This is a genomic window from Sorangium sp. So ce426 (assembly GCF_051475585.1).
GTDB classification, from domain to species: domain Bacteria; phylum Myxococcota_A; class Polyangia; order Polyangiales; family Polyangiaceae; genus Sorangium; species Sorangium cellulosum_B.
Map to the genome: position 1 here is coordinate 7776538 of NZ_CP150341.1, position 25421 is coordinate 7801958.

14 protein-coding genes are annotated in these 25421 nt (G+C 70.9%); 8 read left to right on the forward strand and 6 right to left on the reverse strand.

Annotated features, from left to right (window positions below; all coding sequences use genetic code 11):
- Positions 1-204 precede the first annotated feature (204 nt).
- On the forward strand, positions 205-2886 hold the full coding sequence (locus WMF44_RS28835; RefSeq protein WP_437293262.1) for a LamG-like jellyroll fold domain-containing protein: 2682 nt from the start codon (positions 205-207) through the stop codon (positions 2884-2886).
- Positions 2887-2982: 96 nt separating this feature from the next.
- Here WMF44_RS28835 and WMF44_RS28840 read toward each other — a convergent pair whose 3' ends face one another.
- A complete protein-coding gene (locus WMF44_RS28840; RefSeq protein ID WP_437293263.1) occupies positions 2983-3798 on the reverse strand; it encodes an arylamine N-acetyltransferase family protein in 816 nt (271 codons plus the stop codon).
- Positions 3799-4050: 252 nt separating this feature from the next.
- Here WMF44_RS28840 and WMF44_RS28845 point away from each other — a divergent pair, with 252 nt between their 5' ends.
- A complete protein-coding gene (locus WMF44_RS28845; protein ID WP_437293264.1) occupies positions 4051-10071 on the forward strand; it encodes an AAA family ATPase in 6021 nt (2006 codons plus the stop codon).
- Positions 10072-10152: 81 nt separating this feature from the next.
- Here the strand turns inward: WMF44_RS28845 and WMF44_RS28850 are convergent, their stop codons facing one another.
- The 3 genes from WMF44_RS28850 to WMF44_RS28860 form a co-directional block, all read right to left on the reverse strand.
- Positions 10153-11223: a type IV pilus twitching motility protein PilT gene (locus tag WMF44_RS28850; RefSeq protein ID WP_437293265.1), complete on the reverse strand. Its 1071-nt coding sequence runs from the start codon at positions 11221-11223 to the stop codon at positions 10153-10155.
- A 1-nt stretch (position 11224) separates the two neighbouring features.
- The gene (locus WMF44_RS28855; RefSeq protein ID WP_437293266.1) at positions 11225-13069 is read right to left on the reverse strand and encodes a type IV pilus twitching motility protein PilT; all 1845 of its coding nucleotides are present in this window, start codon (positions 13067-13069) and stop codon (positions 11225-11227) included.
- Positions 13070-13273: 204 nt separating this feature from the next.
- Positions 13274-13792 carry a hypothetical protein gene (locus tag WMF44_RS28860; protein WP_437293267.1) on the reverse strand — a complete coding sequence of 173 codons (519 nt, stop codon included), beginning with the start codon at positions 13790-13792 and terminating at the stop codon, positions 13274-13276.
- Between the two features lie 940 nt (positions 13793-14732).
- On the opposite strand from WMF44_RS28860, the gene WMF44_RS28865 reads away from it, so the two are divergent.
- The 6 genes from WMF44_RS28865 (at position 14733) to WMF44_RS28890 (ending at position 22275) form a co-directional block, all read left to right on the forward strand.
- Positions 14733-15464 (forward strand): class I SAM-dependent DNA methyltransferase, encoded by a 732-nt coding sequence (locus WMF44_RS28865; RefSeq protein ID WP_437293268.1) that lies wholly within the window; start codon positions 14733-14735, stop codon positions 15462-15464.
- A 100-nt stretch (positions 15465-15564) separates the two neighbouring features.
- Positions 15565-15801, forward strand: a complete 237-nt coding sequence (locus WMF44_RS28870; RefSeq protein WP_437293269.1) for a hypothetical protein — start codon at positions 15565-15567, stop codon at positions 15799-15801.
- Positions 15802-16025: 224 nt separating this feature from the next.
- Positions 16026-17942, forward strand: a complete 1917-nt coding sequence (ilvD, locus tag WMF44_RS28875; protein ID WP_437293270.1) for a dihydroxy-acid dehydratase — start codon at positions 16026-16028, stop codon at positions 17940-17942.
- Positions 17943-18171: 229 nt separating this feature from the next.
- On the forward strand, positions 18172-19518 hold the full coding sequence (locus WMF44_RS28880; protein WP_437293271.1) for a formylglycine-generating enzyme family protein: 1347 nt from the start codon (positions 18172-18174) through the stop codon (positions 19516-19518).
- Between the two features lie 151 nt (positions 19519-19669).
- Positions 19670-20641 (forward strand): FAD-dependent oxidoreductase, encoded by a 972-nt coding sequence (locus WMF44_RS28885; protein WP_437293272.1) that lies wholly within the window; start codon positions 19670-19672, stop codon positions 20639-20641.
- Positions 20642-21378: 737 nt separating this feature from the next.
- Positions 21379-22275, forward strand: a complete 897-nt coding sequence (locus WMF44_RS28890; RefSeq protein ID WP_437293273.1) for a fatty acid desaturase — start codon at positions 21379-21381, stop codon at positions 22273-22275.
- Between the two features lie 273 nt (positions 22276-22548).
- Here the strand turns inward: WMF44_RS28890 and WMF44_RS28895 are convergent, their stop codons facing one another.
- Positions 22549-24207 carry a hypothetical protein gene (locus tag WMF44_RS28895; RefSeq protein WP_437293274.1) on the reverse strand — a complete coding sequence of 553 codons (1659 nt, stop codon included), beginning with the start codon at positions 24205-24207 and terminating at the stop codon, positions 22549-22551.
- Between the two features lie 180 nt (positions 24208-24387).
- A complete protein-coding gene (gene floA, locus WMF44_RS28900) occupies positions 24388-25380 on the reverse strand; it encodes a flotillin-like protein FloA (protein ID WP_437293275.1) in 993 nt (330 codons plus the stop codon).
- Between the last annotated feature and the right edge of the window lie 41 nt (positions 25381-25421).

The following is a 25421-nucleotide window of genomic DNA, read 5'->3' on the forward strand; positions in this document are numbered from 1 at the left end:
CCAGGCACGCTGGGTTCGACGCGACAAGGCGAAAATCACGATCTGGGACCGGGCATATCAATTGCCAATCGGGTGCTCCGCACCAGCGCCCAAACCCGAACGGCCCGGTCGGGTCAGACAGACGCCTGTTCGCGTCGCCGGCCGCAGCTCGAGCTGCGGCCGGACGGCGCTCGTGCAGTCAACTCTTACCCAACGAGAACGCAGATGCGGAACCTCTCCTTCGGCTTCACCCATCCTTTCTCAATCAAAACCAGCTCGGCCGCGATCCTCGCCCTGCTCGCCTCGGGCGCCGCGTGCGGAAGCTATGACGTCGATGAAGGTTCACTCAACGATGCAGAACTAGCGCTCGAAGCGGCGGCCAGCGGGTCGAGCGCCATCAGCGGCACCGTCTCCGGCGTCGGCACCGGCGTCGGCACCGGCGTCGGCACCAGCGTCGGCGTCGGCACCGGCGTCGGCGCGACCGGGACCGGCGGCTTCGGCAGCAGCGCGGTCGCCACCTCCACCACCGGCGTCGGCGGCGGCGGCACCGGCGGCTTCGGCAGCGGCTCGGTCACCAGCTCCACCGGCGTCGGCACCGGCGGCTTCGGCGGCGGCTCGGTCACCAGCTCCACCGGCGTCGGCACCGGCGGCTTCAGCAGCAGCTCGGCCACCACCACCGGCGTCGGCGGCGGCAACCCCGACGATCCGCCCCCGGTGGGGCCGCCGGCCGTCGGCTTCTGGCAGCTCGACGACTGCAACGCCGCGACCACGGCGCTGTTCGACTCCTCGGGCAACGGCAACACGGCCACCCGCTCGGCCAACGTGGCGTGCGCTCAGGGTGTCAGCGGCCTCGGCGTCGCCTTCAACAAGGACAACGACAAGATCCTCGTCGACGACGATGCCAGCTTCACGTTCGGACAGCACCTCGCCGTCGCCGCGTGGGTCAAGCCGACCGCGGTCTCAGGGTCGACGCCGCGGACCATCGTGCAGGAGAAGGGCGGCGGAGAGACGAGCTTCTCGCTCGACATCCGGAACAGCAACGCGCGGTTCACCGTGACCTTGACCAACGGGCGGACGGTCACCTCCCGGGCCCCCATCCAGGCCGGCGTGTGGACCCACGTCGCGGGGATCTACGACGGCACATTCGTGCGGCTCTTCCTGAACGGCGAGCAGGCCGGCCAGATCAGCGCGGCGGGCACGCTCCACGACATCGACGCGCCCATCCGCATCGGCAACAACGTGCAGAAAGAGCGCTTCACCGGCCTGCTCGACGAGGTCTGGCTCTCCGCCTCACCGACGACCGCCTTCGAGATCGCCCAGCTCTCCTGCCTCAGGCGCCCCACGACGGCCGTCGTCACGCCGCAGAGCAGCGGCCTGGTCGCCCCGAACACGCCGGTGGCGTACCAGATCGCCGTCACCAACAACGATGTCGGCTCGTGCGCGGGCCGCGACTACTTCCTCGACATCTTCAGCCCCTCGGCGGGCATCGACGTCTCCAGCGATCCCTCGTTCTTCCCCGGCGTCCTGCCCGGGAGCACGGCGACGTTCCCCGTCACCGTCACCGGCACCGAGGACGCAGATCCCGGCGCCCACGTGATCCCCTTCTCCGTGATCGACTTCAACTCGCCCGAGTTCATCGTCGCCTCCGGGGCCCTCGACTTCGAGCTGGCCGAGCCGACGGGGTGCTTCGTCCGGACGAGCCGGGAGATCTTCGTGAAGGACCTCAGCGTGGTCGAGGATCCCCTCCGCACGACGTTCAACGGACCGCCGGGCGATCCCCGCACGGGCGCATGGACCTTCGCGCGCCTGATGGAGGACATGGCGCCCACGCCCGCCGACGCGCCGGCCATGGTCGAGGAGCTCTTCAGCACCTGGCTGACCGATCAGGTCGTGAACGGCTTCACCGTGCCGGCGCGCACGGCGATCCAGCAGGTCGTGCTCGACGAGTGGCCGAGGAGCCCTGACGGGTCGCTCGACCTGCAGCAGGCGCCGCTCTTGCTGCTCGGCATCGTCAACAGGATCGACGTGCGCAACCTCGCCGAAGGCCACGCCGGCGAAGGGAGGTTCGTGTTCGGCGTCGTCAGCCAGGGCTTCCCGCAGCAGTTCACCGTGATCCTGGAGTACAAGCTCCCCGCGTCGACCGAGGCCGACGTGCTCGACTGGGCGAGCTCCTGGCACGCCCTCGGCAGCCTGCCCTTCCCGTCCGAGGACTACAACGCGGCGCTCCAGGACATCACAACGCGGTTCGCAGGCCGGAACGCCGCGCCCGGCAAGCCGAACGGGAGCTCGCTCGGGCAGCTCCGCACGAACGAGATCGCGCTCGCGGGGCCGTGGGAGCTGCGCGAGTTCGTCCTCTCGCCCGACACGGGCTTCCTGCGGCCGGAGACCGTCAAGCTGACGCCGGATCTCGGCTTCGACGGATCGCCCACGCTCGCTGACTTCGTGAACCAGAACGAGGCCGCGATCATCGCGGAGCAGCACACGGTGCCCGACACGTTCCAGGGGAACCCGTTCCTCGGCGGCTCGTCGTTCAACAACCTCACGGCCTGGACCGCTCCTGGCATCCTCAACAACGAGGCGCGGCACAAGTTCTCGCTCAACACCTGCAACGGGTGCCACGGCGCGCAGGAGACCGGGACGGGGTTCCTGCACGTGAACCCGAGGTCGCTCGGGAACGAAGCGTCGCTGTCGGGTTTCATGACGGGGATCACGGTCGGTGACCCGGTGAGCGGTGAGCCGCGCACCTTGAACGATCTGAGGCGCCGGAATCAGGATCTGACGGCGCTGGTCTGCGAGCCCGCCCCGGCCTTCGCGGCGCTCAGGGCCGCGCCGACGGGCGGCGCGGCGGCCAGCGCGGCCGCGAGCCGCTCGGCGTTCATCCGCCACGGCATCGGGCGCGTCCACTGATCCGGTAGCGCCCCGGCGCGAGGGGCGGCGGGCGCGGACGGCGAGCCGCGCCCGCCCGGCCTCCCGGGCGGGCCCCGAGGAGGACGCGCCGTCCCTTCAGCTATCGAGTCCCGCGCAGGAGAGCCGCGTCCCGGCCGGGAGCTCCAGCCCGAAGCGCTCTCTCAGGACGTCGAGGAGCGCGTCGTCGCGCAGCAAGACGCGCTCGACGCCCTCCACCCGCCAAAACCCCAGCTCGCGGTTGCGCAGCGTCACCCGGCCTTCCGGCGACGGGAGCGCCACGATGAGGTTGTTCACGAACAGCGAGCTCGGGTGCGTGGACGTGTAGTGGTTCGCCACCTCGTAGTCGATCGGGAGGTTCTCCTCGAGCGTGAACGCATAGATGTCCTGACACACCTCGCCCGCCCTGGAGGCGAGCACCCATGACGAGCCCTCCCGGCGCAAGCCGATCACGTCGAACACCCGCGCATGCCCCTCGCCCTCGACGAGCGGGAGCGGCCGCAAGAGCCCCGGACCGCCGAAGCCGACGTCCGCGATGAACGGCCCCTCGGGCAGCTCGACCAGCGACAGCATGTGAGATCGAGGGCCCGTGTCGCTGCGCTGGAACCGCACCCGCGCGATGAGCGTCGTGAGCTTGAACCCGAGCCGGCGCAGCACCGCGGCGAACAGCGTGTTGTGCTCGAAGCAATAGCCGCCGCGGCGCGCCCTGACGAGCTTCGCCTGGACGCTGGCCAGGTCGAGGCGGATCGGCCGGCCGAGCAGGACGTCGAGGTTCTCGAAAGGGATGGAGTAGACGTGCGCCGCGTGAAGCGCGTCGAGGACCTCCCGCGTGGCGGCGAGCGCGCCGCGGTAGCCGATGCGGGCGAGGTAAGCGTCGAGGTCGAGCGATGCGCTGTCCTGTGTGGAAGGTAGCATTGGATCGGTGCAGCGAGGATACGCGGCCCCTCGCTTGACCGTCAACGCGCCGGTCAGCACATTGACGGCGGTGGAGCAGGACCATCGAACCCATGCAGGCTGCGCTGGGCCGCTCCGTGGCTTCGCTGCGGAGAGCGCTCGATGGCTCTCTGCGCAAGGTCGGTCCGTGGAGCGCCGGGATGATCACAACCCCGAGCGGCGGCGGACTGGGCAGCACGCCCGGCGCGGCCTGGTCGCCGCCGGTCGAACGACATGCCCGCGCCCGACCGCTATACCGTGACGGAGATCCTCCGCGAGGGGACCAGGTTCGTCGTCCATCGCGGCCTCCGGAACGAGGACGGTTGTCCGGTCCTGCTCAAGATCCCCCGGGCAGAGCCCCTCGACGGCCGGGACGCCGCGCGGCTGCGCCACGAGCTCAAGATCGGACGGAGGCTCAGCGGCCGGTCCGCGATCAGGCCCTGTGAGCTCACCACGTACCGGGACCGGCCGGCGCTCGTCCTGGAAGACTTCAACGGTCGCTCGCTCGATCGGGAGCTCGGGGCGCCGATGGATCTCGGACGTTTCTTGACGATCGCCGCCAGCATCTCGACAGCCCTCGCGGACATCCACGCAAAGGGGGTCGTCCACAAGGACATCAAGCCGCAGAACATCCTCGTCGACTCCATGTCTGGAGAGGTGAAGATCGCGGACTTCGATCTTGCCTCCCTCCTCCCCGAGGACCACCCCGACGCGCGGCGCCCGAGCGTCATCGAGGGCACCCTCGCCTACATGTCGCCCGAGCAGACAGGGCGCACGAGCCGGGCGGTCGATCTCCGTACCGACCTCTACTCGCTGGGCGTCACGCTCTACGAGATGCTCACTGGCGTCCTGCCTTTCTCGGCCGGCGATGCCCTGGAGTGGGTCCACCGTCACGCCGCGGTGCTCCCCCGGCTTCCGTCGGAGCTCGTCCCGGGGCTCCCTTCGCCCGTGTCCGATCTCGTCATGAAGCTCCTCGCCAAGGCCCCCGAGGATCGGTACCAGAGCGCGCGCGGCCTCACGCTCGATCTCGAGCGGTGCCTCGAGGGGCTCACGACGCGCGCGCGCATCGACCCATTCCCGCTCGGAGAGCACGATTTCTCTGGTCTCTTCCAGATCCCGAAGGCGCTCTACGGCCGCGAGCGCGAGCTCGGCGCGCTCGTCGCCGCCTTCGAGCGCGTGGCGCTGCGCGGAGCCCCCGAGTTTCTCCTCATCTCCGGCAATGCCGGAGTCGGCAAGACCTCGCTGGTGCAGGAGCTCTACCGGAAGGCCGTCCGGGAGCGGGGCCTCTTCGCGGCGGGCAAATTCGACCAGCAGCGCCGACACGCGCCCTACGGCACGATCGTCCAGGCGCTCCGCGAGCTCGTGCGCGAGATCCTGAGCGGGAGCGAGCACGTCATGGACGAGTGGCGGAGGCGGCTCTCCGCGGCCCTCGGCAAGAACGCGCAGCTCATCGTCGACGTCCTCCCGGAGGTGGAGCTCATCCTCGGCAAGCAGCCGCCCGTCCCCGATCTGCCGCTGACCGAGACAGAGAGCCGGTTCGCGATGGTGTTCCGGCGCTTCGTCGGCGCCTTCTGCCGCGAGGAGCGCCCACTCTGCCTCTTCCTCGACGACCTCCAGTGGGCAGACCCGGCGAGCCTCGCGCTCCTCGAGCACCTCGTCACCCACCCCGAGACGCAGCGCCTGCTCGCCATCGGCGCCTACCGCGATGAAGAGGTGAATCGGCTCCACCCGCTCACGCGCATGATCGAGCGCGCGCGGGGCGCCGGCACCAGGCTCCTCGAGATCGAGCTCTCTCGGCTGTCCGAGGGGGATGTGCAGCGGCTCGTCGCCGATACGGTCCATACGAGCGGAGAGCGCGCCGCCCCGCTCGCGCGCCTCGTCTACGAGAAGACCGCCGGCAATCCGTTCTTCGCCACCCAGTTCTTGACCATGCTTCACAAAGAGGGCCTGTTCGAGGTCGATCTGCGCGCAGGCGCCTTCCGGTGGGACATCGACGCGATCCGCGGCAAGGGCCTCGCCGACAACGTGGTCGATCTCATGATCGCGAAGATCAAGCGCCTCTCCCCGTCGGCCCAGAAGGCGCTCACGCTGGCCGCCTGCGTGGGGAATACCGTCGATGCCGGCACCCTCGCCGTCATCCGCGATCGGTCCGAGGACGCCATTCACGAGGAGCACCGGGAGCTCGTGCGCGAGGGGCTGCTCCTCAGGTCCGGCGACACGTACCGGTTCCTCCACGACCGTGTCCAGCAGGCGGCTCACGCGCTCATTCCGGAGGCCGAGCTGGCAGCGGTGCACCTCCGCATCGGGCAGCTGCTCGCCGCCCACGCGCCTCCCGACGCGGCCGACGCGCGCGTCTTCGAGATCGCCGGCCACCTCAACCTGGGCGCTGCCCTCGTGACCGACCGGCACGAGAAGGACCGGATCGCCCGGCTCAACCTGGCGGCGGGCCGGCGAGCCAAGGCCTCGGCAGCCTACGCAGCCGCGGCCAGCTACCTCGCGGCGGGCATGGCGCTGCTCGGCGACGACGCGTGGGACAAGGAGCGCGCGCTCGCGCTCGACCTCCACTGCGAGAGCGCGCGCTGCGCCTTCCTGAGCGGCGACTTCGCCGCCTCGGAACGGCTCGTCGACGTGCTCATGCAGCGCGCCCGGAGCCGGATCGAGCTCTCGGAGGTCCACGGCATCGAGATCGTCCTCCACACGACCCGGGCCGATTTCGAGCGAGCGGCGCGGAGCGCCCTCTCCTGCCTGCGCCGCTTCGACGTCGACATCCCGCTCCACCCGACGCGCGGCGCGGTGGAGCGCGCGGCGCGCGCGATCTGGGGCGAGGTGTGCGACCGCCGCATCGAGGAGCTTGTCGGCCTGCCGCGCATGGTCGATCCGGACATGCTGGCCGTGGCGACCACCCTGTCGACGGCGCTCCCGTCAGCCTATTTCTCGGATCCGCACCTCTACAGCCTCATCGCGTGCCGCATCGTCCAGCTCAGCCTCCGCGCGGGCAACTCGGACGCTTCTCCGCCTGGATACGTCGCGTTCGGCGGAACCATCGGCCGCGTCCTCGGCCTTTACCGGGAGAGCTACCGCTTCGGCGAGCTCGCCCGCGCGCTGCTGGAGACCAGCGGCCGGGCCGGGAACCGGGCACAGATCCTCCATATGATCAGCACCTTCATCGACCCCTGGATCCGCCCCTTGCAGGACGTGGTCGGCCTCCTCTACAAGGCATTTGACGAGGCCGTCGAGACCGGCGCGCTGCTCTACGCGTCGTATTGCTCGTTTCAGGGCGTGACGCTGCGCCTCGCCGCGGGCGATCCGCTGGCGGACGTCGTCGCCGAGGCCGAGCGCCACATGGACTTCGCGCGCCGGGCCCGGTACGATGTCATCCACGATTCCTTGGCCGTCGTGCATCGGTTCGTGGAGCGCCTGCGCGGGCGCGATCCGGGCTGGGAGAGCGAGGGCGCCGATGACATCGAGGGACCGCCGGGCGGGGCGGCGGAGCGGATCACGCGCTTCCACGAGCGCCTCTACGCCGCCGAGGCGGCGCTCCTGTTCGGTCGCCATGGCGAAGCCGTGGCCGCGTCGCGCGCGGCGGGCGAGCTGCTCGGGATCGTGACAGACCAGTTCCACGTCAGCACGCAAGCCTACGTCGCCGCGCTCGCGCTCTCGTGCCATGCCCGCGCCCTGCCAGAGGAGCAGCGAAGAGAGCTCGTCCCCGCCCTGAGGGCGCACGAGGCGGATCTCCGCCGCTGGGCGGAGGTCCAGCCCGCGAACCAGGCAGACCGCCACGCGCTCGTGTCGGCCGAGATCGCGCGCATCGCGGGCGACGAGCTCTCCGCGATGCGCCTCTACGAGCAGGCCATCCGGGCCGCGCGCGCGAGCGGCTTCGTCCACGGCGAGGCGCTGAGCCAGGAGCTCGCAGCGGCGTTCTACCGCGATCGCGGCTTCGACCTGATCGCCGATGCCTACCTCCGCGCGGCCCGCTGCTGCTACGCCCGCTGGGGCGCCGACGGCAAGGTGAAGCAGCTCGACAGGCTCTTTCCGCACCTCGCGGCGCGCCCGCTCGCCGCGACGAGCACGGTCACGATGCCGGCCGAGGAGCTCGATCGGCTCGCGATCGTGAGGGCATCTCAGAGCCTCTCGGGCGAGATCCTGATACCCCGGCTCGAGGAAGCGCTGCTCAGGGTCGTCCTTGCGCACGCGGGCGCGCAGAGGGGCTACCTGCTGGAGGCTCGCCGCGGCGCCGCGTCGATCCGGGCGAGGGCGAGGATCGAGGGAGGAAAGCCGTTCGTGGAGTCGCTCGCCGGCGAGGCGCGCGCGCCCGCTTCCTCCGCGGTGCTACCGCTGTCGGTCGTCAACTACGTCGTCCGGACGGGCGAGCCGGTCCTCCTCGACGACGCGGCGGAGACGCGGTTCTCGGCGGACGAGTACATCGCGCTGGCCCGGCCGAGATCGGTCCTGTGCATGCCGATCGCGCGGCGCCCCGGGGTCGACGCGATCCTCTACCTGGAGAACGCCGCGATGCGCGGCGCGTTCACCGAGGACACGCTCTCGGTGCTCGATCTGCTCGCGTCGCAGGCCGCCATCTCGCTCGAGAACGCATCGCTCTACGCGGCCCTGAAGAAGAGCGAGGCATTGCTCCAAAGCATCGTCGACAGCTCGCCGGCCGCCATCTACGTCAAGGATCTGGAGGGCCGACTGCTCCTGATCAACCGGCGGTACGAGCAGTTCGTTCATCTGTCGAGAGCGCAGGTGATCGGCAAGAGGGATCACGAGCTCTTCCCGCCGGAGCTGGCAGACGCGTTCGCCGCGTACGACCGCAAGGTGATCGAGGCGGACAGCCCGCTGGACCTGGAAGAGGTCATGGTCGTGGACGACGAGCCGCGCACATACCTGTCCCTCAAGTTCACCCTGCACGACGCCGCCGGAGCCGTCTATGCCCTCTGCGGCATCTCGACGGACATCACCGAGCGCAAGCGAGCGGAGATGGCCGAGCGCTTCCTGGCGGAGTCGAGCAGGCGGCTGGCGGCCGATCTCGGCTACGAGGCGACGCTGGACGCGATCACGGGGATCGCGGTGCCCGAGCTCGCCGAGGGCGCCGCGCTCTACGTGCTCGACGACGCAGGCGCGCTCCAGCCGGCGGCCGTCGCGGCGGACTCCCCGGCCAAGGCCGCGCGCCTGCGCGAGCTCGCCGCGCCCGCCGGCGATCCCGCGGCGTCCCCGGGCGCGCCGGGGGATCCCCACCGTGTCCTCGGCGCGGATCGTGCCGAGCTCTGCCTCGTGGACGACGGCCTGATGCGGCGCTGGGCCGCGGGTGCAGCGCGCCCCGAGGCGCTCTTCGAGCTCGCGCCCGCGGCGTACATGAACGCGCCGCTCGTGACCCGCGGCCGCTGTCTCGGCGTGCTCTCGCTGATGCGGACCCGAGCGACGCCGCGCTATACCCGGGCCGATGCGCCGCTCATCGAGGAGCTCGCGCGCAGGGCCGCGATGGCGCTCGACAACGCGCGCCTTTACCGCGAGGCGCAGCAGGCCGTCCAGATCCGCGAGGAGTTCCTCGCCGTCGCGTCCCACGAGCTCCGCACGCCGCTCACGCCGCTCAGGCTGAAGCTCGGGATGATGCAAAAGAAGCTGGCGACGGAGATCGTGAACCCCTCGCTCGAGCGCATGGTCGCGGTGAGCCTGGGGCAGGTCGAGCGGATCGAGCGGCTCATCGAGGCCCTCCTCGACGTGAACCAGATTGCGCGCCATGAGCTCGACCTCGATCTCGCGGAGGTCGACCTCTCCGCGCTGACCCGCGACGTCGTGAGCGAGCTCCGCGAGCTCCTGTCGCGGGCGGGCTGCCGGATCGAGATCGCGGCGGGGCCCCCGGTGCTCGGCTGCTTCGATCGGCTCCGCGTCGCGCAGGTCCTGAGGAGCCTGCTCAACAACGCGATCAAGTTCGGCAGGGGCGGGCCCATCGAGGTGACCGTCGCCGAGCGCGGCGACGCGGCGCGGGTCGTCGTGCGCGATCACGGGCCCGGCATCGCGCCGGAGGACATGGATCGCATCTTCCAGCGGTTCGAGCGGGCGGTCTCGTCGAGGTCCTACGGCGGGCTCGGGCTCGGGCTCTACATCGCGAACGAGATCGTCCGGGCGCACGGGGGCACGATCCAGGTGTCGAGCGAGAAGGGCAAGGGCGCCTGCTTCACCGTGGATCTGCCGCGTCACGGCGCCACGTCATCTGCCTCGGGAGGCCCGCCGAAAAGCGGGGGTGTCGCGGCCTAGCGAGACAGAGCGCCTGGACGCCCGGAGAGCGGCAGCGAGCGGTTCACTCTCCCCCTTTCGTCTCCGCGGCTCGATCCTGCGTCACGCCCCCTGCGCGTCGGGGAAGAGCTTCTGGAAGCTGTCCTTGTCGATCGCCTTCTCCAGCGCCGCCTGGACCGAGATGGTGTCCTTCTTGACGAGCCGCTCCAGCGCCATGTCCATCGTCTGCATGCCGGCGGAGCGGCCCGCCTGCATCAGGTTCGTGATCTGGAACGTCTTGCCCTCGCGGATCATCGCGGAGAGCGCGCTCGATCCGACGAGGATCTCGTGCGCGGCGACGCGGCCCGCGCCGTCCTTCGTGCGGAGCAGCTGCTGGGCGATGATCGCGGCGAGGCTCTCGGCGAGCATGCCGCGGACCTGGAGCTGCTCGTCGGCGGGAAACGCGTTGATGATACGGTCGATCGTCGCGGCGGCGCTGTTCGTGTGGACGGTGCCGAAGACGAGGACACCGAAGCTCGCGAGCTGCAAGGCGAGCTTCATGGTCTCGTTGGTCCGGAGCTCGCCGATCAGGATCACGTCGGCGTCCTCGCGCCCGGCGCTGCGGATCGCGCTCGCGAAGCTGCCCGCGTCGGGGCCGACCTCGCGGTGCGTGATCTGGGCCTTGATGGGGCTGTGCACGAACTCGACCGGATCCTCGATCGTGAGGACATGGCACGCGCGCGAGCGGTTGATGTGATCGATCATCGCCGCGAGCGTCGTGGACTTGCCCGAGCCGGTCGGCCCGGTGATCAAGATGAGCCCGCTCGTCCGCTCGGACAGCCGGCGGGCGATCTCGGGGCAGCCGAGATCGTCGAGCGAGAGGATCTTGCTCGGGATGGTGCGGAAGACGGCCGCGAGCCCGGTGGTCTTGTAGAAGTAGTTCGCGCGGAAACGGGCCCTGTCCGCGTAGGAATAGGCGAAGTCGAGATCGAGCTCGTCGACGATCCGCCGCGTCTCCTCGGGGGTCGTGATCTCGAAGAGGAGCGCCTCCATCTCGGCCGTGTCGAGGGGCGTGTCGCGCAGGGCGATGAGCTCGCCTCGGGCGCGCACGAGCGGCGGGTAGCCGATGCCGAGGTGCAGGTCGCTGCCCTTCCTGGCGAGCAGCTCGTCGAAGAGGCGATCGATCCGGGCCACGTTACGCTCCCTTCTTCCCGAAGAGCGCGCCCGCGCGTTCGAAGAGGCCCTTGCCCGCCTCGACGGGCGCGGACTTCGACGCGTCGGGCGCGGGGGCGGGCGGCCGCCTGTCCGGCGTGAGCATGGGCTGCCGCCTGCCGGCGAGGACGGCCTCGAGCTCGTCGGGGGCCTCCGCCACCTTGAGCGCGGCCTCGAGCGTCGTCTTGCCGGCGCGGACGAGCTCGGCCAGCGAGTCGTCCAGGCGGATGATCCCGAGGCCCTTCCCCCGCTGCTGGAGGCTCGGTATCTGGAACGTCTTGGAGTCGCGGATGAGGTTCCAGAGCGGGACGGAGCCGGGCAGGACCTCGGCGGCGGCGACCATGCGCCTGCCGCCCTCGCTCGGCAGGAGCCGCTGGCTGACGATGAGCCGGAGGCCGCCCGCGAGGGTGACGCGCACCTGCTGCTGATCGCCGGGCGGGAAGAGATCGATCAGCCGATCGATGGTCTTCGCCGCGCTCGGCGTGTTCATGGTGCCGAGGACGAGGTGGCCGGTCTCGCTCGCGGCCAGCGCCATGCGGACCGTCGCCGTGTCCCTGAGCTCGCCGACGACGATGACGTCGGGGTCCTCGCGCAGCGAGGCCTTGAGGGCGTTCTCGAAGGAGCGGGTGTGCGTCCCGACCTCGCGCTGGCTGATCATCGCCTTGCCGCGCGCATGGACGAACTCGACGGGATCCTCGACCGTGATGATGTGATGGCTGGTCTCGCGGTTCAGGATATCGACGATCGCGGTGAGCGTCGTGGTCTTGCCGTGGCCCGTCGGCCCGGTGATCACGATGAGGCCCTGGTGGTGGCGGGTGGCGAGCCCGATGGCGTCGGGCAGGCCGAGCGACGCGAGGGTCGGAATGGTGCGCGCTATCAGCCGGAACGAGCCCTTGTACCCCTGCCGGTGGCGCGAGATGTTCACCCGGAAGCGGCCGAGCGCGCCGAGCTCCAGGGCGAAATCGCAGGAGCCCTCGACCTCGAGCACCCGCGAGAGGCGCGCCGGGACGCGCGGCAGGAGGAGGGACTCGACGGCCGCCGGGTCGAGCGGCTCGCCGTGCGGCATCAGCTCGCCCGCCACGCGCAGGAGCGGCGGGCGGCCAGCGACGAGGTGCAGATCGCTCGCGCCCTGATCGCGCGCCATGGCGAGCAGCCCGTCGAGGGCGGCCGACGGCACCTCGGCGGAGGAGGGCCGCGCGCGCCCGCCCGCGGCGACCGCGCGCGCGGCGGCGCGGGGCTCCGGGGACGGCGCTGACGGGCGGGCGGCCGGCGCGGCGCGCTCGGCGGCCGGCGCATCGTCGGCGCGCGCCTCGAAGCGGGCCACCGAGGGCCGGCTGGCGCGGGGCTCCGCAGGCGGCGGCGGGGAGCGGAGGTCGAGCGCGACCTCCGAGGAGCTCGTGCGCTTCGCGTCCTGCTCGCGCGGCGGTGGGCGCTGCCCCTCCTCGGGCGCGAGGTGCTCCCGCATGGAGAGCTGCTGCGAGGGGCGCGCGGGAGGCGCGGCGGCCGCGGTCCCCGATGCGGCGGACGACTGCATCCGCGTCATGCGGGCGTGCACGAGGTCGCCCTGGCGCGCGGCGACGACCGAGATGGCGCCGATGCCCTCGATGCGGATGTGCCACTGCGACGGCTTCGCGCCGAGGGCCTCGATGTGGCGGCCGCCGCCGAGCGCGCTGAGGAGCATGAGGATGTCCTCCGTCGAGAGGGCCCCGGGATCGACGGCCTGGAAGGTGCCCGAGACCTTGACGCTGGGCATGCGCCCGGTGGCCACGGCGAACTCCGTCACCTCGGGGCGGTTCAGCTGCGAGAGCCAGGATCGAAGGGCGTTCATCGTCGTCGCTCGTCTCCGCAAGCCGACTCTATCAACGATGAGGCGCCGCGTTTCAAAATGTCGTGCGACGGAGGCGACATTCGGCCGTGGCCCCCGCGCCGACTCCCTCCCACCGTGCCCGCTCGCGGCGACCGCGCGGTCCTTCCTCGGAGCGGTGCGACCCGGCTCACGCCCGCGGCGCGCTCCGCCGCGCGCGGCGCCGGGCTACTGGATCGCGAGCTTGAGCCGAGCGCCCTTCACGAAGTGGCCAGGCGTCTTGCCCTTCTCGCCGGGCGGCGCCTGCGGCTCCGAGTCGATGGTGAGCTGCATGTTGCCGGTCGACTCGATCTTCTTCATGGTCACCCTGGCGATCTCGACCCATTTCGTGGATCTCGGTCCGCCGGGGTCCTCGACCTTGCGGAAGAGCACCGCCTTGGTCCCCGCGGCGACCGGCTTCTCGGTCGTGGAGACGAGCGGCAGCAGGGTCGCGACCTTCCCCGCGCGCGAGACCAGCCTGCCATAGACCTCCACGGAGAAGGTGTCCCACTCGCCCGCGCCGGGGGCCGAGGCGGGCTCTGCCGTAGGCGCGCTCTCCGCGCCGGCCGCCGCCGCCGGCGGAGCCTGCCGCGGCGTGGCGGGGTGATCTGCCGAGGCCGCGGTCGGCGTGGCGGAGAGGAGCGCGGCCGCGCCCGCGGCGACGAGCGATCGCGAGCACCTGGAGAGCCAATCACCAACCGTCTTCATGCACCACGCTCCTTCGCTACTTCGACGCGATCCCACGACCCGCGCGAACTCCGCAGGTTCGCAAACACCGCAGTTACAAAACTTCACATCATGACGCAAACAGACACCTTCCGCAACTCATTTCTCGATCTCGACGGCGTTTGCGCTCATGAGCCGTTTCTTCATCGTTCATCGTCCATCGTCCGTCGTTCATCGTCCGTCGTTCATCGTCCGTCGTTCATCCGTCGTCCGTCGTCCATCGTCCGTCGTCCGTCGTCCGTCGTTCATCGCCGACAGCTCGTCAGCTGCTCGTCTGGTTCTCTCCGCGTCTCTCCGCTTCTCTCCGCGCTGAGCGCTCGGGCGCGCCTCGCTCAGATTCAGGTGCTGGCCGCGTCGGCGAGGCCGACCGGGCTCCGGCTGCGCGGCGCACGAGGAGCGCGGCGCGGCTCGCCCGAGCTCACCTGGTCATCTGGCTTGCCTGTCGTTCTGGCTCGCCCGTCGTTCCGGCTGCCTGGTCGCCCGGCGTGACCGCCTGCCTGGGCTCTCCGGCTCGCCTCGCTGGTTCTCCGACAGGTCCATCAGCGCGCTTCGCGAGGCGCGCTCTCGAAGAGCAAAGCACCCGCGCGAGCGACAGGCTGGCTCGGTCCAAGCCCGCCGTACCTCATTCCCACCCGTCCGACGAAACCAGCTGCGCACAGCGACGCGATCTCTCCCTCTCCAACCTCGCTCCGGGAACCTTCCCGGTGCCTTCCAACACCGCCGACCCGAAAATCGATGTCGGAGTAAGAGTCGCGTTTCAACCAAGATATCATGTCTTCGTCAAAGCAGAGCAGAAATTTTCGGACGCAGTCGATTCTGGTGAGCCCCCGTGCGTCCATGTGTGCGTGCGTCCATGTGTGCCGGCGCAAGCGTGCGCCGGCGAGCCCTGCCGCTGTAGGATGGCCGCGGAGGAACAGAGCCCATGCCCACGGTCGCCGATCACTACGACAAGCTCCTCGCCGCGCACTATTCGAGGATGTTCGGGGATTACGACGCCAAGGTCGCCGAGCAGCGGGCGCTGTTCGAGCGCCTCGGCCTGCGCCCGGAAGGCTCGCCCGAGGCCATCGACCTCGGGTGCGGCTCCGGCTTTCAGTCCCTCGCGCTGGCGCAGCTCGGGTTCAGGGTGACCGCCGTGGACACGTCGGACACGCTGCTCGCCGAGCTCGAGGCGCGCCGCGGGCCGCTCGCCGTCGAGATCGTGAGAGGGGACCTCCTTGACGCGCTGGAGCGCTCGGGGCCCCCCTGCGCGCTCGCCGTGTGCATGGGCGACACGCTCCCCCACCTCGGCAGCAAGTCGGACGTGGAGCGGATGTTCGCCGGCTGCGCCCGGCGACTCGCGCCCGGTGGCCACCTCGCGCTCACGTTCCGTGACCTCACCCGCGAGCTCGAAGGCGCCGACCGGTTCATCCCAGTACACGACTCCGCGGATGTGATCATGACCTGTTTCCTCGAGTACGAACCCGAGACCGTCAAGGTGCACGACCTCGTTCACACGCGCGGCCGAGAGGACGGCCGGTGGACGCTGTCAGCGAGCTTCTATCGCAAGCTGCGCCTCGCCCCCGAGTGGGTCTGCGACAGGCTCGACGCGGCCGGACTCCGCGTCATCCATCGCGAGATCGCGCGCGGCCTCGTCACCCTCGTCGCGCGCTCCTGAGCTGACGTGGGCCGGGATACGAACACCCATTCAAATACATTTCATGGAGGTTGATGGCGCGGGCGACGCGGCGCTAACTTGATATGGGAGGATGAGACCCATGTCCGAGAATGCGAGTCAGACAGGCACGAACGACGCCGGGCAAGCTGCGGTCGTCAACCGGCCGTCGCGGGATGAGGTCCAGGACCTGCGGCGAGAACGAGACGAGGCGCGCCAGCTCCTGGCCACGCTGGTCGTGGCGCTCAAGCGCGCGACGTTCCGGCACGGCACCTACATCGACGGGCTGGGCGCCGCGATGGTCGCCGTGGATCGGTGGTCCAAGCCACGGGGCCGATGATCGAAGGGCCGGACCCGGGCTGCGGTGACGCCCGGAGTCGCGGGCCCAGGCCCCCGAGAGACCTGGTGCGCGCCGCCTCGGCCGCTCGAGCGACCTCGCCGCTGGTCGACGCAGCGACGCAGCGACGCAGCGCGCGGCGGTGGACGCAGCGCGCGCGGCGGTGCCCTGGCGCCGGCCCCGCCTGCCGGCTAGGCGCGAAGGCCGGAACGGAGTAGGTTCCCGGCATGGCCGGATACCGCAGTCGTACATCCACCCAGGGGCGCAACATGGCAGGGGCGCGCGCGCTGTGGCGCGCCACCGGCATGAAGGACGCGGACTTCGAGAAGCCGATCGTCGCCATCGCCAACAGCTTCACGCAGTTCGTTCCGGGGCACGTCCACCTCCACGACGTCGGCCAGCGGGCGAAGAAGGTCATCGACGCCGCGGGCGGGTGGGGCGTCGAGTTCAACACCATCGCGATCGACGACGGCATCGCCATGGGCCACGCCGGCATGCTGTACTCGCTGCCGAGCCGGGAGCTCATCGCCGACAGCGTCGAGTACATGGTGAACGCGCACTGCGCGGACGCGCTCCTGTGCATCTCGAACTGCGACAAGATCACGCCCGGCATGCTCCTCGCCGCCATGCGGCTCAACATCCCGACCGTCTTCGTGTCGGGCGGTCCGATGGAGGCGGGCAAGATCGTCGGGACCCACGACCGCGACGGCAAGCCGCTCATCCGGAAGCTCGACCTCATCGATCCGATGATCGCCGCGAGCGACGACAAGGTGACCGACGCGGATCTCGCCGCGATGGAGCGGTCCGCGTGCCCGACCTGCGGCTCGTGCTCCGGCATGTTCACGGCCAACAGCATGAACTGCCTCAACGAGGCGCTCGGCCTCGCGCTGCCCGGCAACGGCACGCTGCTCGCGACGCACGCGGCGCGCTGGGAGCTCTTCGAGGCGGCGGCGAAGCGCGTCGTCGCGCTCGCGCAGCGGCACTACGTCGACGGCGACGCCTCGGTGCTGCCGCGGAGCATCGCGACGTTCGAGGCGTTCGAGAACGCGATGGCGCTCGACATCGCGATGGGCGGCTCGACGAACACGGTGCTCCACATCCTGGCGGTCGCCCGCGAGGCGCAGGTGGACTTCAAGATGGCGGACATCGACCGGATGTCGCGCAAGGTGCCCAACATCTGCAAGGTCGCGCCGTCGTCGCATCACCACGTCGAGGACGTGCACCGCGCGGGCGGCGTGCTGACGATCCTCGGCGAGCTCGACCGCGCGGGGCTCATCCACCGGCAGGTGGGCACGGTCCACGCGGGCACGCTGGGCGAGGCCATCGACGAGAACGACATCCGCCGCCCCACGGCGACGGCCGCCGCGAAGAAGCGCTCGCTCGCCGCGCCGGGCGGCGTGCCGACGACGGTCGCGTTCTCGCAAGACAAGTACTTCGCCGACACCGACGATGACGCCCAGAAGGGCTGCATCCGCGACGTCGACCACGCGTACAGCCGCGAAGGCGGGCTCGCCGTGCTCTACGGCAACATCGCGGCGGACGGCTGCATCGTGAAGACCGCCGGCGTCGATCCCGAGATCTGGAAGTTCGAGGGGCCCGCGCGGGTGTTCCACTCGCAGGAGGCGGCGTGCGACGCGATCTGGGACAACCAGATCCGCTCGGGCGACGTGGTCGTGATCGTCTACGAGGGGCCGAAGGGCGGCCCCGGCATGCAGGAGATGCTCTATCCGACGTCGTTCCTGAAGGGGAAGGGCCTCGGGAAGGCGTGCGCCCTCATCACCGACGGCCGGTTCAGCGGCGGGACGTCGGGCCTGAGCATCGGGCACGTCTCACCCGAGGCGGCCGAAGGCGGGACCATCGGGCTCATCGAGGAGGGCGACCGCATCCGGATCGACATCCCCGCCCGGACGATCGATGTCCTCGTCAGCGAGGCGGAGCTCGATCGCCGCCGCCGCGCCGCCGAGGCGCGCGGCGCCGATGCGTTCAGGCCGAACCGCGACCGGAAGGTCTCCCCTGCCCTGCGGGCTTACGCGCTGATGGCCACGAGCGCCGCCAACGGCGCTGTCCGCGACGTCGGTCAGATCGAGCCCAGCCGGCGCGCCGGGGACGGCGCGACCGCGGCCGCCCCCGCGCAGCGCAAGTAACGGAGCTCCAGCCGGCGTCCAGCCGCGGAGCCGCGCAGGCGAGGCGCGGACGAGGCGCGGACGAGGACGCAGCGCCCGCAGCGCGGCGGCCGCCGTCGGTGGAACGGCGGCCACCGCCCCGGCCCCCCGGCGCGCCTCGGCGCCCGGCGCAGCTCGGGCGCAGCAACGCTCCGGGCCGCTACGGCATCCACCGCGACGGGGGTACGCCCGGTCGCGTATGATGCCGTACATGAGAAAATTGGCGCTCATCGTGGCCACCTCTCTCGTCTCGGGTTGCAGCCCGAAGGTGCGTGATTTTTCTGGTGACCACGACGTCGGGAGCGGTGGAAGCGGGGCCGGCGGCGGCAGCAGCGCCACCGCAAGCAGCAGTGACGCCACCACCACCAGCAGCGGCCTCGGCAGCAGCAGCGGCGGCGCCAGCAGCAGCAGCGGCGGTGCGACGGATGGCTGCGTCGACCCGGTGGAGGACTGCCCGCCAGCGCAGAGCGCCTGCATGGAAGCGGTGTGCAGCGAGGGTGAGTGTGCGGAGCGGCCGAGGCCGGAGCGGACCCCCTGCGGGGCAGACGGCAGCGCGGCGTGTGATGGCACCGGGGACTGCGTGACGTGCGCGGGCGGCATGCAATGCGAGTGCGGGGAGCCGGGTTGCCCGAACACGTGCGGATCGACGGACGTGATGGTCATGCCCCCGAGCTGCGCGGTGGGCGGGCCGGGCGCCGGGGAAAGCTGCGGGCCGGGCGACGCGAGCTGCTGCGGCAACAGGATGGTCCCCTGCGGCACTTTCCTGAGGGGCTACGACGGGACGCCGAGCACGGACGACGCGTTCCCCGCGGCCGTCAGCGACTTCCGCCTGGACAGGTACGAGATCACGGTGGGGCGATTCCGAGCGTTCGTGGATGCCGGGCAGGGCGTGCAGGAGAGCCCGCCGGCCATCGGGGCTGGCCGGCACCCCCACGTCAGCGGCAGCGGATGGATCGCGGGGTGGAGCTCGCGGCTCGCGCCGAACACCGCGGCGCTCCGGACGGCGCTGCAGTGCAATGGCGATCGCCTCTGGACGTGGACCGACGCCCCCGGGTCGAACGAGGACCTGCCGATCAATTGCATCACCTGGTTCGAGGCGTTCGCGTTCTGCGCGTGGGACGGCGGCCGCCTGCCCTCCGAGGCGGAGTGGAACTATGCGGCTGCCGGTGGCGACGAGCATCGACCTTACCCCTGGGGCTCCGGGATCGACGGCGATCGCGCCTCCTACAACTGCACCGGGGATGGAAGCGCCGCGGGGGCTTGCGCGCTGAGCGACATCCTGCCGGTCGGGTCGAAGCCGCGTGGCGACGGGCGATGGGGGCACTCGGATCTGGCCGGGAATCTCTGGGAGTGGACGATGGACTGGTGGCGGGATGCGCTCCCCACGCCGTGCATCGACTGCGTGCATCGCGTGGACGGCGATCGCGACGCGACGCGGGTCACCCGCGGCGGGAGCTACCGCGCGCCGGCGACGGACGTGCGCGCAGGCAACCGCGACTTCAGTTATCCCATCGACCGCGTAAACAACATCGGCGCCCGCTGCGCGCGAGACATCTAGAGCGGCATGTAGCTGCGGTGGGCGGAAACCGTCGCGGATCGGACGTCGCGGGACGTCGCGGGACGTCGCGGAACGTCTACACGACCGGATTCGACGCCGGGCGTTGTGTGCGATGTCGACGCTGAGGCGCGGCGTGCTAGAGCGCGCGATCGTGGCGTCATCGCGGGGCCAGGCTCAAGGGCAGCAGATCACCGTCGTGGGCGCAGGGGTGATCGGGTTGACCACGGCGGTCGTCCTCCAGCGCGACGGCCACCGGGTGCAGGTGATCGCAGCGGCGCGCGGCGAGCGCACGACGTCCGCGGTCGCGGCGGCGCTGTGGCACCCATTCCTGGCGAACCCGCCCGAGCGCGTCAACGCGTGGTCCTCGAGGAGCCTCGATGAACTCACGCGCATCGCGAACGAACACCCGGAGGCGGGCGTGGATCTCCTGACCGCGCGCGAGGCGGCGGACGACACGCGCCTGCCGTGGTGGGCTCCGAGCGTCCCGGACCTCGCGCTCGAGCCTGGACCCCACCCGCTGGGCGCGCCGTACAGCCTGCGATTCACGGCGCCGCGCATCGAGCCATCGTTGCACCTGCCCTGGCTGGAGGCGCAGCTCGACTGTCCAGTGCGCACCGAGCACGTGCGATCGCTCGCCGAGGTCGAGGGCGACTGCATCGTGAATTGCACCGGGCTCGGGGCGCGCGCGCTCACCGGCGATGGCGAGCTCATCGGCGTGTACGGCCAGGTGGCGATCGTCGAACCAGGCGAGATCCCCCCAGATGTCGCACTGGGTGATGAAAGGGACGAATTGGCGCTCGTCTATGTCATCCCAAGGCGTCGCGAGATCGTGATTGGCGGTTGTTTCATCCCGTCGCCCGATGATCGCCCGCTGACGCCTGATCCCGAGCTTGCTGACGCAATGCTCCAGCGGGTGCGCGCGGCCGGGCTCAAGCCGGGCCGCTCGCTCCGCTCACGCGCCGGGCTGCGCCCTTACCGGAGCACCGTGCGGGTCGAGCGAGAAGGCCGTGTGATCCACAACTACGGCCACGGCGGTTCGGGATACACGCTGGCATGGGGTTGTGCCCACGAGGTGAGCGCAATGCTGCGGGACGGCAACGCGTCGACACACGGCCATGTCTAGCGGAATGTGCCGAGCGCACTGTTTTGACGCGCGCAAGTCGTCGCAAACCGACGCAACGGTTGCGTCCATCGCAACGGTCTCAACGGTCGTAACCGTCGTAAGCGTCGCAACCGTCGTAAGCGTCGCAACCGACGCAACCGACGCAACCGACGCAACCCACGCGACCACCACGAACCGAAACAAACGACGCTGCCTCTGGAATCCAGCCAACCAGAAAGCCCGACGCAACGCTCCGAAAGTCCCGTTGTGCTCCTGTTGCTAGGCTGCTAGATTGAATTCGTGCTCGTCTGCGAGCGTTTCCCGCCTTCTCTCGCAGTGGGACCGCCCATGGCGCCCCTTTGTTCGTCCGAGGGAATGGCCGTGGACGGCCTCGCCTTGGAGGTCGCTAACCCCTGACGACCTCTCGGTGCCATCCCTGGAACGCGGTCCCGAGTGGTCGAACGTTCGTTTGCGCTTGATCCGGTGTCCGCCGTTCGCTGTCACCAACGTGAAGATCCGAAGCTTCCCCGGGAGTTTTGAGCGCCATGAACAACGACGAGAATCGACTCAGTCGGCCATCGGGGCGGCCAGCCGTCTGGAGTTTCACGAGGAACGACGACGAGAGTTGTCCGAGCCGCCCCTCGGGCAGGCCGTCGGGGAGACCCTTAGGCAGGCCGTCAGGGCGGCCCGGGAGCAGGCCGTCGGGGAGACCTTCCGGGCGGCCGGCCCTCTGGAGCGTCCTGCCGCTCGACAGCGGCTTGCTGCAGACCCGGACGATCGAGTGGCCGACGGTGGCGCTCTTCGCCGGGTCGTACGCCCTCTGGGCGACGGCCGTCTACGCGGGCATCGCGGGCTCGGTGTCGACCGTTCCGGCCGTGCTCGCAGCGGCGGTCGCCGCGTATGCCGCCTTCACGCCGATGCACGAGGCCTCGCATCGGTCGCTGGCGCGCTCCGCGCTGCTGAACGGCGTGATCGGGCGGCTGTCCGGGCTGCTGCTCGGGGCGCCGTTCGTGGCGGTGCGTCACTTCCACCTCGAGCATCACAAACACACGAACGAGGCGGACCGGGATCCCGACCACTGGAGTGGGCGCGGCCCGTGGTACCTCCTGCCGCTCCGCTGGGCGACACAGGATCTCCACTACTACTATCTATTTTTGCGCTCCTACCACGCGCAGAAGCGCGCGGAGCGGATCGAGACGGTCGCGTCGCTCGCGGCCATGCTCGCGCTCGTGGCGCTGGCCTTCGGGCTCGGCTATGGCGAGCTCGCGCTCCTCTACTGGATCTTGCCGGCGCGGCTGGCGATCTTCTTCCTCGCGTTCGCCTTCGACTACCTGCCTCACTACCCCCACGAGATCACGGCGACGCAGGACCGGTACAGCGCGACGCGCGCGGTCGACAGCGCGCTGTTCAACGTGCTGCTCTTCGGGCAGACGTATCACCTGATCCACCACCTCTACCCGGCCGTGCCGTTCTTCCGCTACCGGACCGTGTGGAAGCACCAGCGCGAGGAGCTCATGAAGCTCCGCTCGGAGAGCATCCCCCCGCCGCGGGCGTCGCTGCCCCTGATCGCGGCGGGCAGCCTCGTTGCGCCGCGGGCGCCCACGATCCAGACGGCTCACCCCACGCAGGGCGCGGCCGAGCTCGACGCCATCTGATCCGAGCGGCGCCCCGCTCCACGGCGGTCTCCGCCCCCCTCTGCCCCATCCCGACCCGCAGCAGAGCGGCGGTCACCCGCTTCGGATACGGGCCCACCTCGGCGTCTTCGGCGCGCAAGCGCGCTGACCCGCCTTGGGTACGCCGTCGCAGAGCGGCGGTCACCCGCACAGGAGACGGGCCCAGATCGGCGTTTTCGGCGCGCAAGCGCACTCCAGTGCGCTGAGCACCGAAAACGCCGAGGTGGGCCCGTATCCGAAGCGGGTGACCGCCGCTCAGAGGCGGGCGCGGCGGCGGGCGCGGAGCGCTCGCGGCGGCAGCAGGACCTCTCGGAAGAGCAGCGCCTCCGCCACGGCGCGGCGGTCCAGCGCGACGCTGGACGCGTCGAGGCGCGACCCGAACGCGTCGGGCCGTCGCTCGCTCGTGCCGAGCGCCGGGATCGCGGCGCGCGCCCTGATGAGGATCGACAGCGACTGCGCGGGCGCCTGGTGCGCCGCCAGGACCGCGCCCGCGAGGAGCGCCCGGGCGTCGAGGACGGCGGGGACCCGGCCGGCGAGCAGCGCGTCGCGCGCGCGCGACGCCTCCTGGCGCTCGTGCGGGCCGTAGTCGAGTCCGCTGATGTCCTGCAGACCGAAGCCGGACAGGGCGGTGAGCGGGCCGGCATAGAGGCGCTCCACGATCCACGCGGCCATGGCGGCGAAGGGCGCCAGCGGGACCGGTCGCCAGGCGCCCTTCACGGGCAGGAGCAGGTCATCGAGGCTCACCTCGGCGTGGCAGCGCGCCCACGCCTCCCGCAGGGCGCGCGCGTCCTCGTTGAGCCCGCCCCGCTCGAGGACCATGCACCCGATGAGCACGCGCAGGTGCGGCGGAGGATGATCGTCATAACGCGCGCCGGTCACGTCCGTCTGGACGGCGATGGACGCGTACGGCTCGTCCTCCTGGAAGAACAGCTCGCTCATCGTGAGCACGTAGGCGGGGCCGAACATGAGCGTGCCGAAGACGTCACAGAAGATCTCCTCGAACCACACGCCGAACACCCGCCTGAGCGCGGGAGCCCCGATGCGATCGCCGTCCGGCGCGAGCGGGCGCGCCCGCTCGCCCCCCAGGCCGAGCTCGCGGCGCAGGGCCGGCTCGAGGCCGTCGACCGAGGCCAGGAAATCGTGCCCTATCTCGTGCGCGAGCGCGGGCCAGCGCAGCGGGGTCGAGAAGAAGTCGACAGGGAGGAAGATGGGCGCGATCGACGTCGGGATGAAGCCAGTCCAGATCGCGAGATCGAACTCCGTGAGCTGCGTGGCCGGCGCTCCGCTCCGGAGCGGCAGCCCCTCCGCCCGCGCGAACGCGATCACGGGGGCGTAGCAGGCGTCGGCGAGGGCGTCCGCGTCGCCGAGATCGGGCAGGAGCGACGGGTCGCGGCGCTGCCGCACGAGCACCGCGATCTCGCCCACGACGAGCTCGATGGTGTCCGCCGCGGCCTCCGCCTCGCGCGCCGTGAGGCCCGCGTCGACCGCGGCGCGCAGGCTCCCGATCTCGTGCGGGACGGCCCCGACGAGCACGTCCGTGAAGCGCCGGTTCGCCCGTTCGTGACGCACCACGTCGCCGAGCGCCGCGGCGCTCTGCTCGATCTCGGCGAGCCGCAGGAGCACCACGCGCAGCCGGTCGGCGTCGGGCGCGCGCGGGGCGCCGAACGGCATCCCCGCCCACGGCGCAGCGCTCGACGGCGCGACATCGACGAGCCCCGTATCGCTCCCCGGCGCGACGTCGACGAGCGCTGGTTCGCTCCGCGGGGCGTCCTCGCCGCCGGGCCGCGCGGCGGCACGCGCAGCGCGCTCGGCGCGCCTGGCTTGCAGGTTCCCGTACATGCTCGCGAGCTTGACGATCGCCCAGATCACTCCGATGAGGACGCCGACGTATTTCTCGAGGTCGATGTCACGCATGGCGCCCCTCCAGCGTCGTCGGGGCGCGGCTCTCCGGCCGCGCGGCTCTCCGGCCGCGCAGCGCGCGGCGACAGCGCCCGGGGCGGGCCGAGCACCTCGGCCAGGACGAAGCGCCGCACGAGCGCGTCGCGGCGGCCGAGCCACGCGAGGAGCGGGCTCGGTGGGTCGCGCGGCGGCACCTCACGACTCCCCGACGGGATCGGGCTTGCCCCCCGTGGTGCCGGCGATGCCCTGGCGCATCTCGGTGTCGGCGATGACGTTGCGCATGTTGTAGTAGTCCATGACGCCGAGCTTGCCCGTGCGGAGCGCCTCCGCGACGGCGAGCGGGATCGTCGACTCCGCCTCGACGAGCTTCGCCCGCATCTCCTGCGTCTTGGCCTTCATCTCCTGCTCCTGCGCGACCGCCAGCGCGCGGCGCGACTCCGCCTTGGCCTGCGCCACCTGCTTGTCCGCCTCGGCCTGCTCCGTCTGGAGCTTCGCGCCGATGTTGGAGCCGACGTCGACGTCGGCGATGTCGATGGAGAGGATCTCGAACGCCGTCCCCGCGTCGAGGCCCTTCTTGAGCACGTTCTTCGAGATGGTATCCGGGTTCTCGAGGACGTGTTTGTAGTCGTCGGCCGAGCCGATGGTCGAGACGACGCCCTCTCCGACGCGGGCCAGCACCGTCTGCTCGCCCGCGCCGCCGACGAGGCGATCGATGTTGGCGCGCACGGTCACGCGCGCGATCGCGAGGAGCTGGATGCCGTCCTTGGCCACGGCCGAGACCTTCGGGGTCTCGATGACGCGCGGGTTCACCGACATCGCCACCGCCTCGAGCACGTTGCGGCCGGCGAGATCGATCGCGGCCGCGCGCGAGAAATCGAGCTCCATCCCCGCCTTGCCGGCCGAGATGAGCGCGTTGACGACCGCCTCCACCCGGCCGCGGGCCAGGTAGTGGGCCTCGAGCATGTCGACGGACACCCCCTCGAGACCGGCCTTCACGGCGCTGATCCGCGCGTTGACGATCTGATCGGGCGGCACCCGGCGCAGGCGCATCGCGATGAGCGTGAGCATCGAGACCCCGGCGCCCGACGCCTGCGCGGCGATCCACAGCCGGAGCGGCACCATGTACAGCGTCGCGACGATGGCGACGAGCACGAGCCCGCCGATCACGATGACCGAGATGATCTCCATATCCCTCTCCACCCGTCCCTGTCCGTGAAGGGCCGCCTCTC

Coding starts and splice junctions, on each gene's coding strand:
- WMF44_RS28835 (WP_437293262.1), top strand. CDS start 205: ATGCGGAACCTCTCCTTCGGCTTCACCCATCCTTTCTCAATCAAAACC.
- WMF44_RS28840 (WP_437293263.1), bottom strand. CDS start 3,798: ATGCTACCTTCCACACAGGACAGCGCATCGCTCGACCTCGACGCTTAC.
- WMF44_RS28845 (WP_437293264.1), top strand. CDS start 4,051: ATGCCCGCGCCCGACCGCTATACCGTGACGGAGATCCTCCGCGAGGGG.
- WMF44_RS28855 (WP_437293266.1), bottom strand. CDS start 13,069: ATGAACGCCCTTCGATCCTGGCTCTCGCAGCTGAACCGCCCCGAGGTG.
- WMF44_RS28860 (WP_437293267.1), bottom strand. CDS start 13,792: ATGAAGACGGTTGGTGATTGGCTCTCCAGGTGCTCGCGATCGCTCGTC.
- WMF44_RS28865 (WP_437293268.1), top strand. CDS start 14,733: ATGCCCACGGTCGCCGATCACTACGACAAGCTCCTCGCCGCGCACTAT.
- WMF44_RS28870 (WP_437293269.1), top strand. CDS start 15,565: ATGTCCGAGAATGCGAGTCAGACAGGCACGAACGACGCCGGGCAAGCT.
- ilvD (WP_437293270.1), top strand. CDS start 16,026: ATGGCCGGATACCGCAGTCGTACATCCACCCAGGGGCGCAACATGGCA.
- WMF44_RS28880 (WP_437293271.1), top strand. CDS start 18,172: ATGAGAAAATTGGCGCTCATCGTGGCCACCTCTCTCGTCTCGGGTTGC.
- WMF44_RS28895 (WP_437293274.1), bottom strand. CDS start 24,207: ATGCGTGACATCGACCTCGAGAAATACGTCGGCGTCCTCATCGGAGTG.
- floA (WP_437293275.1), bottom strand. CDS start 25,380: ATGGAGATCATCTCGGTCATCGTGATCGGCGGGCTCGTGCTCGTCGCC.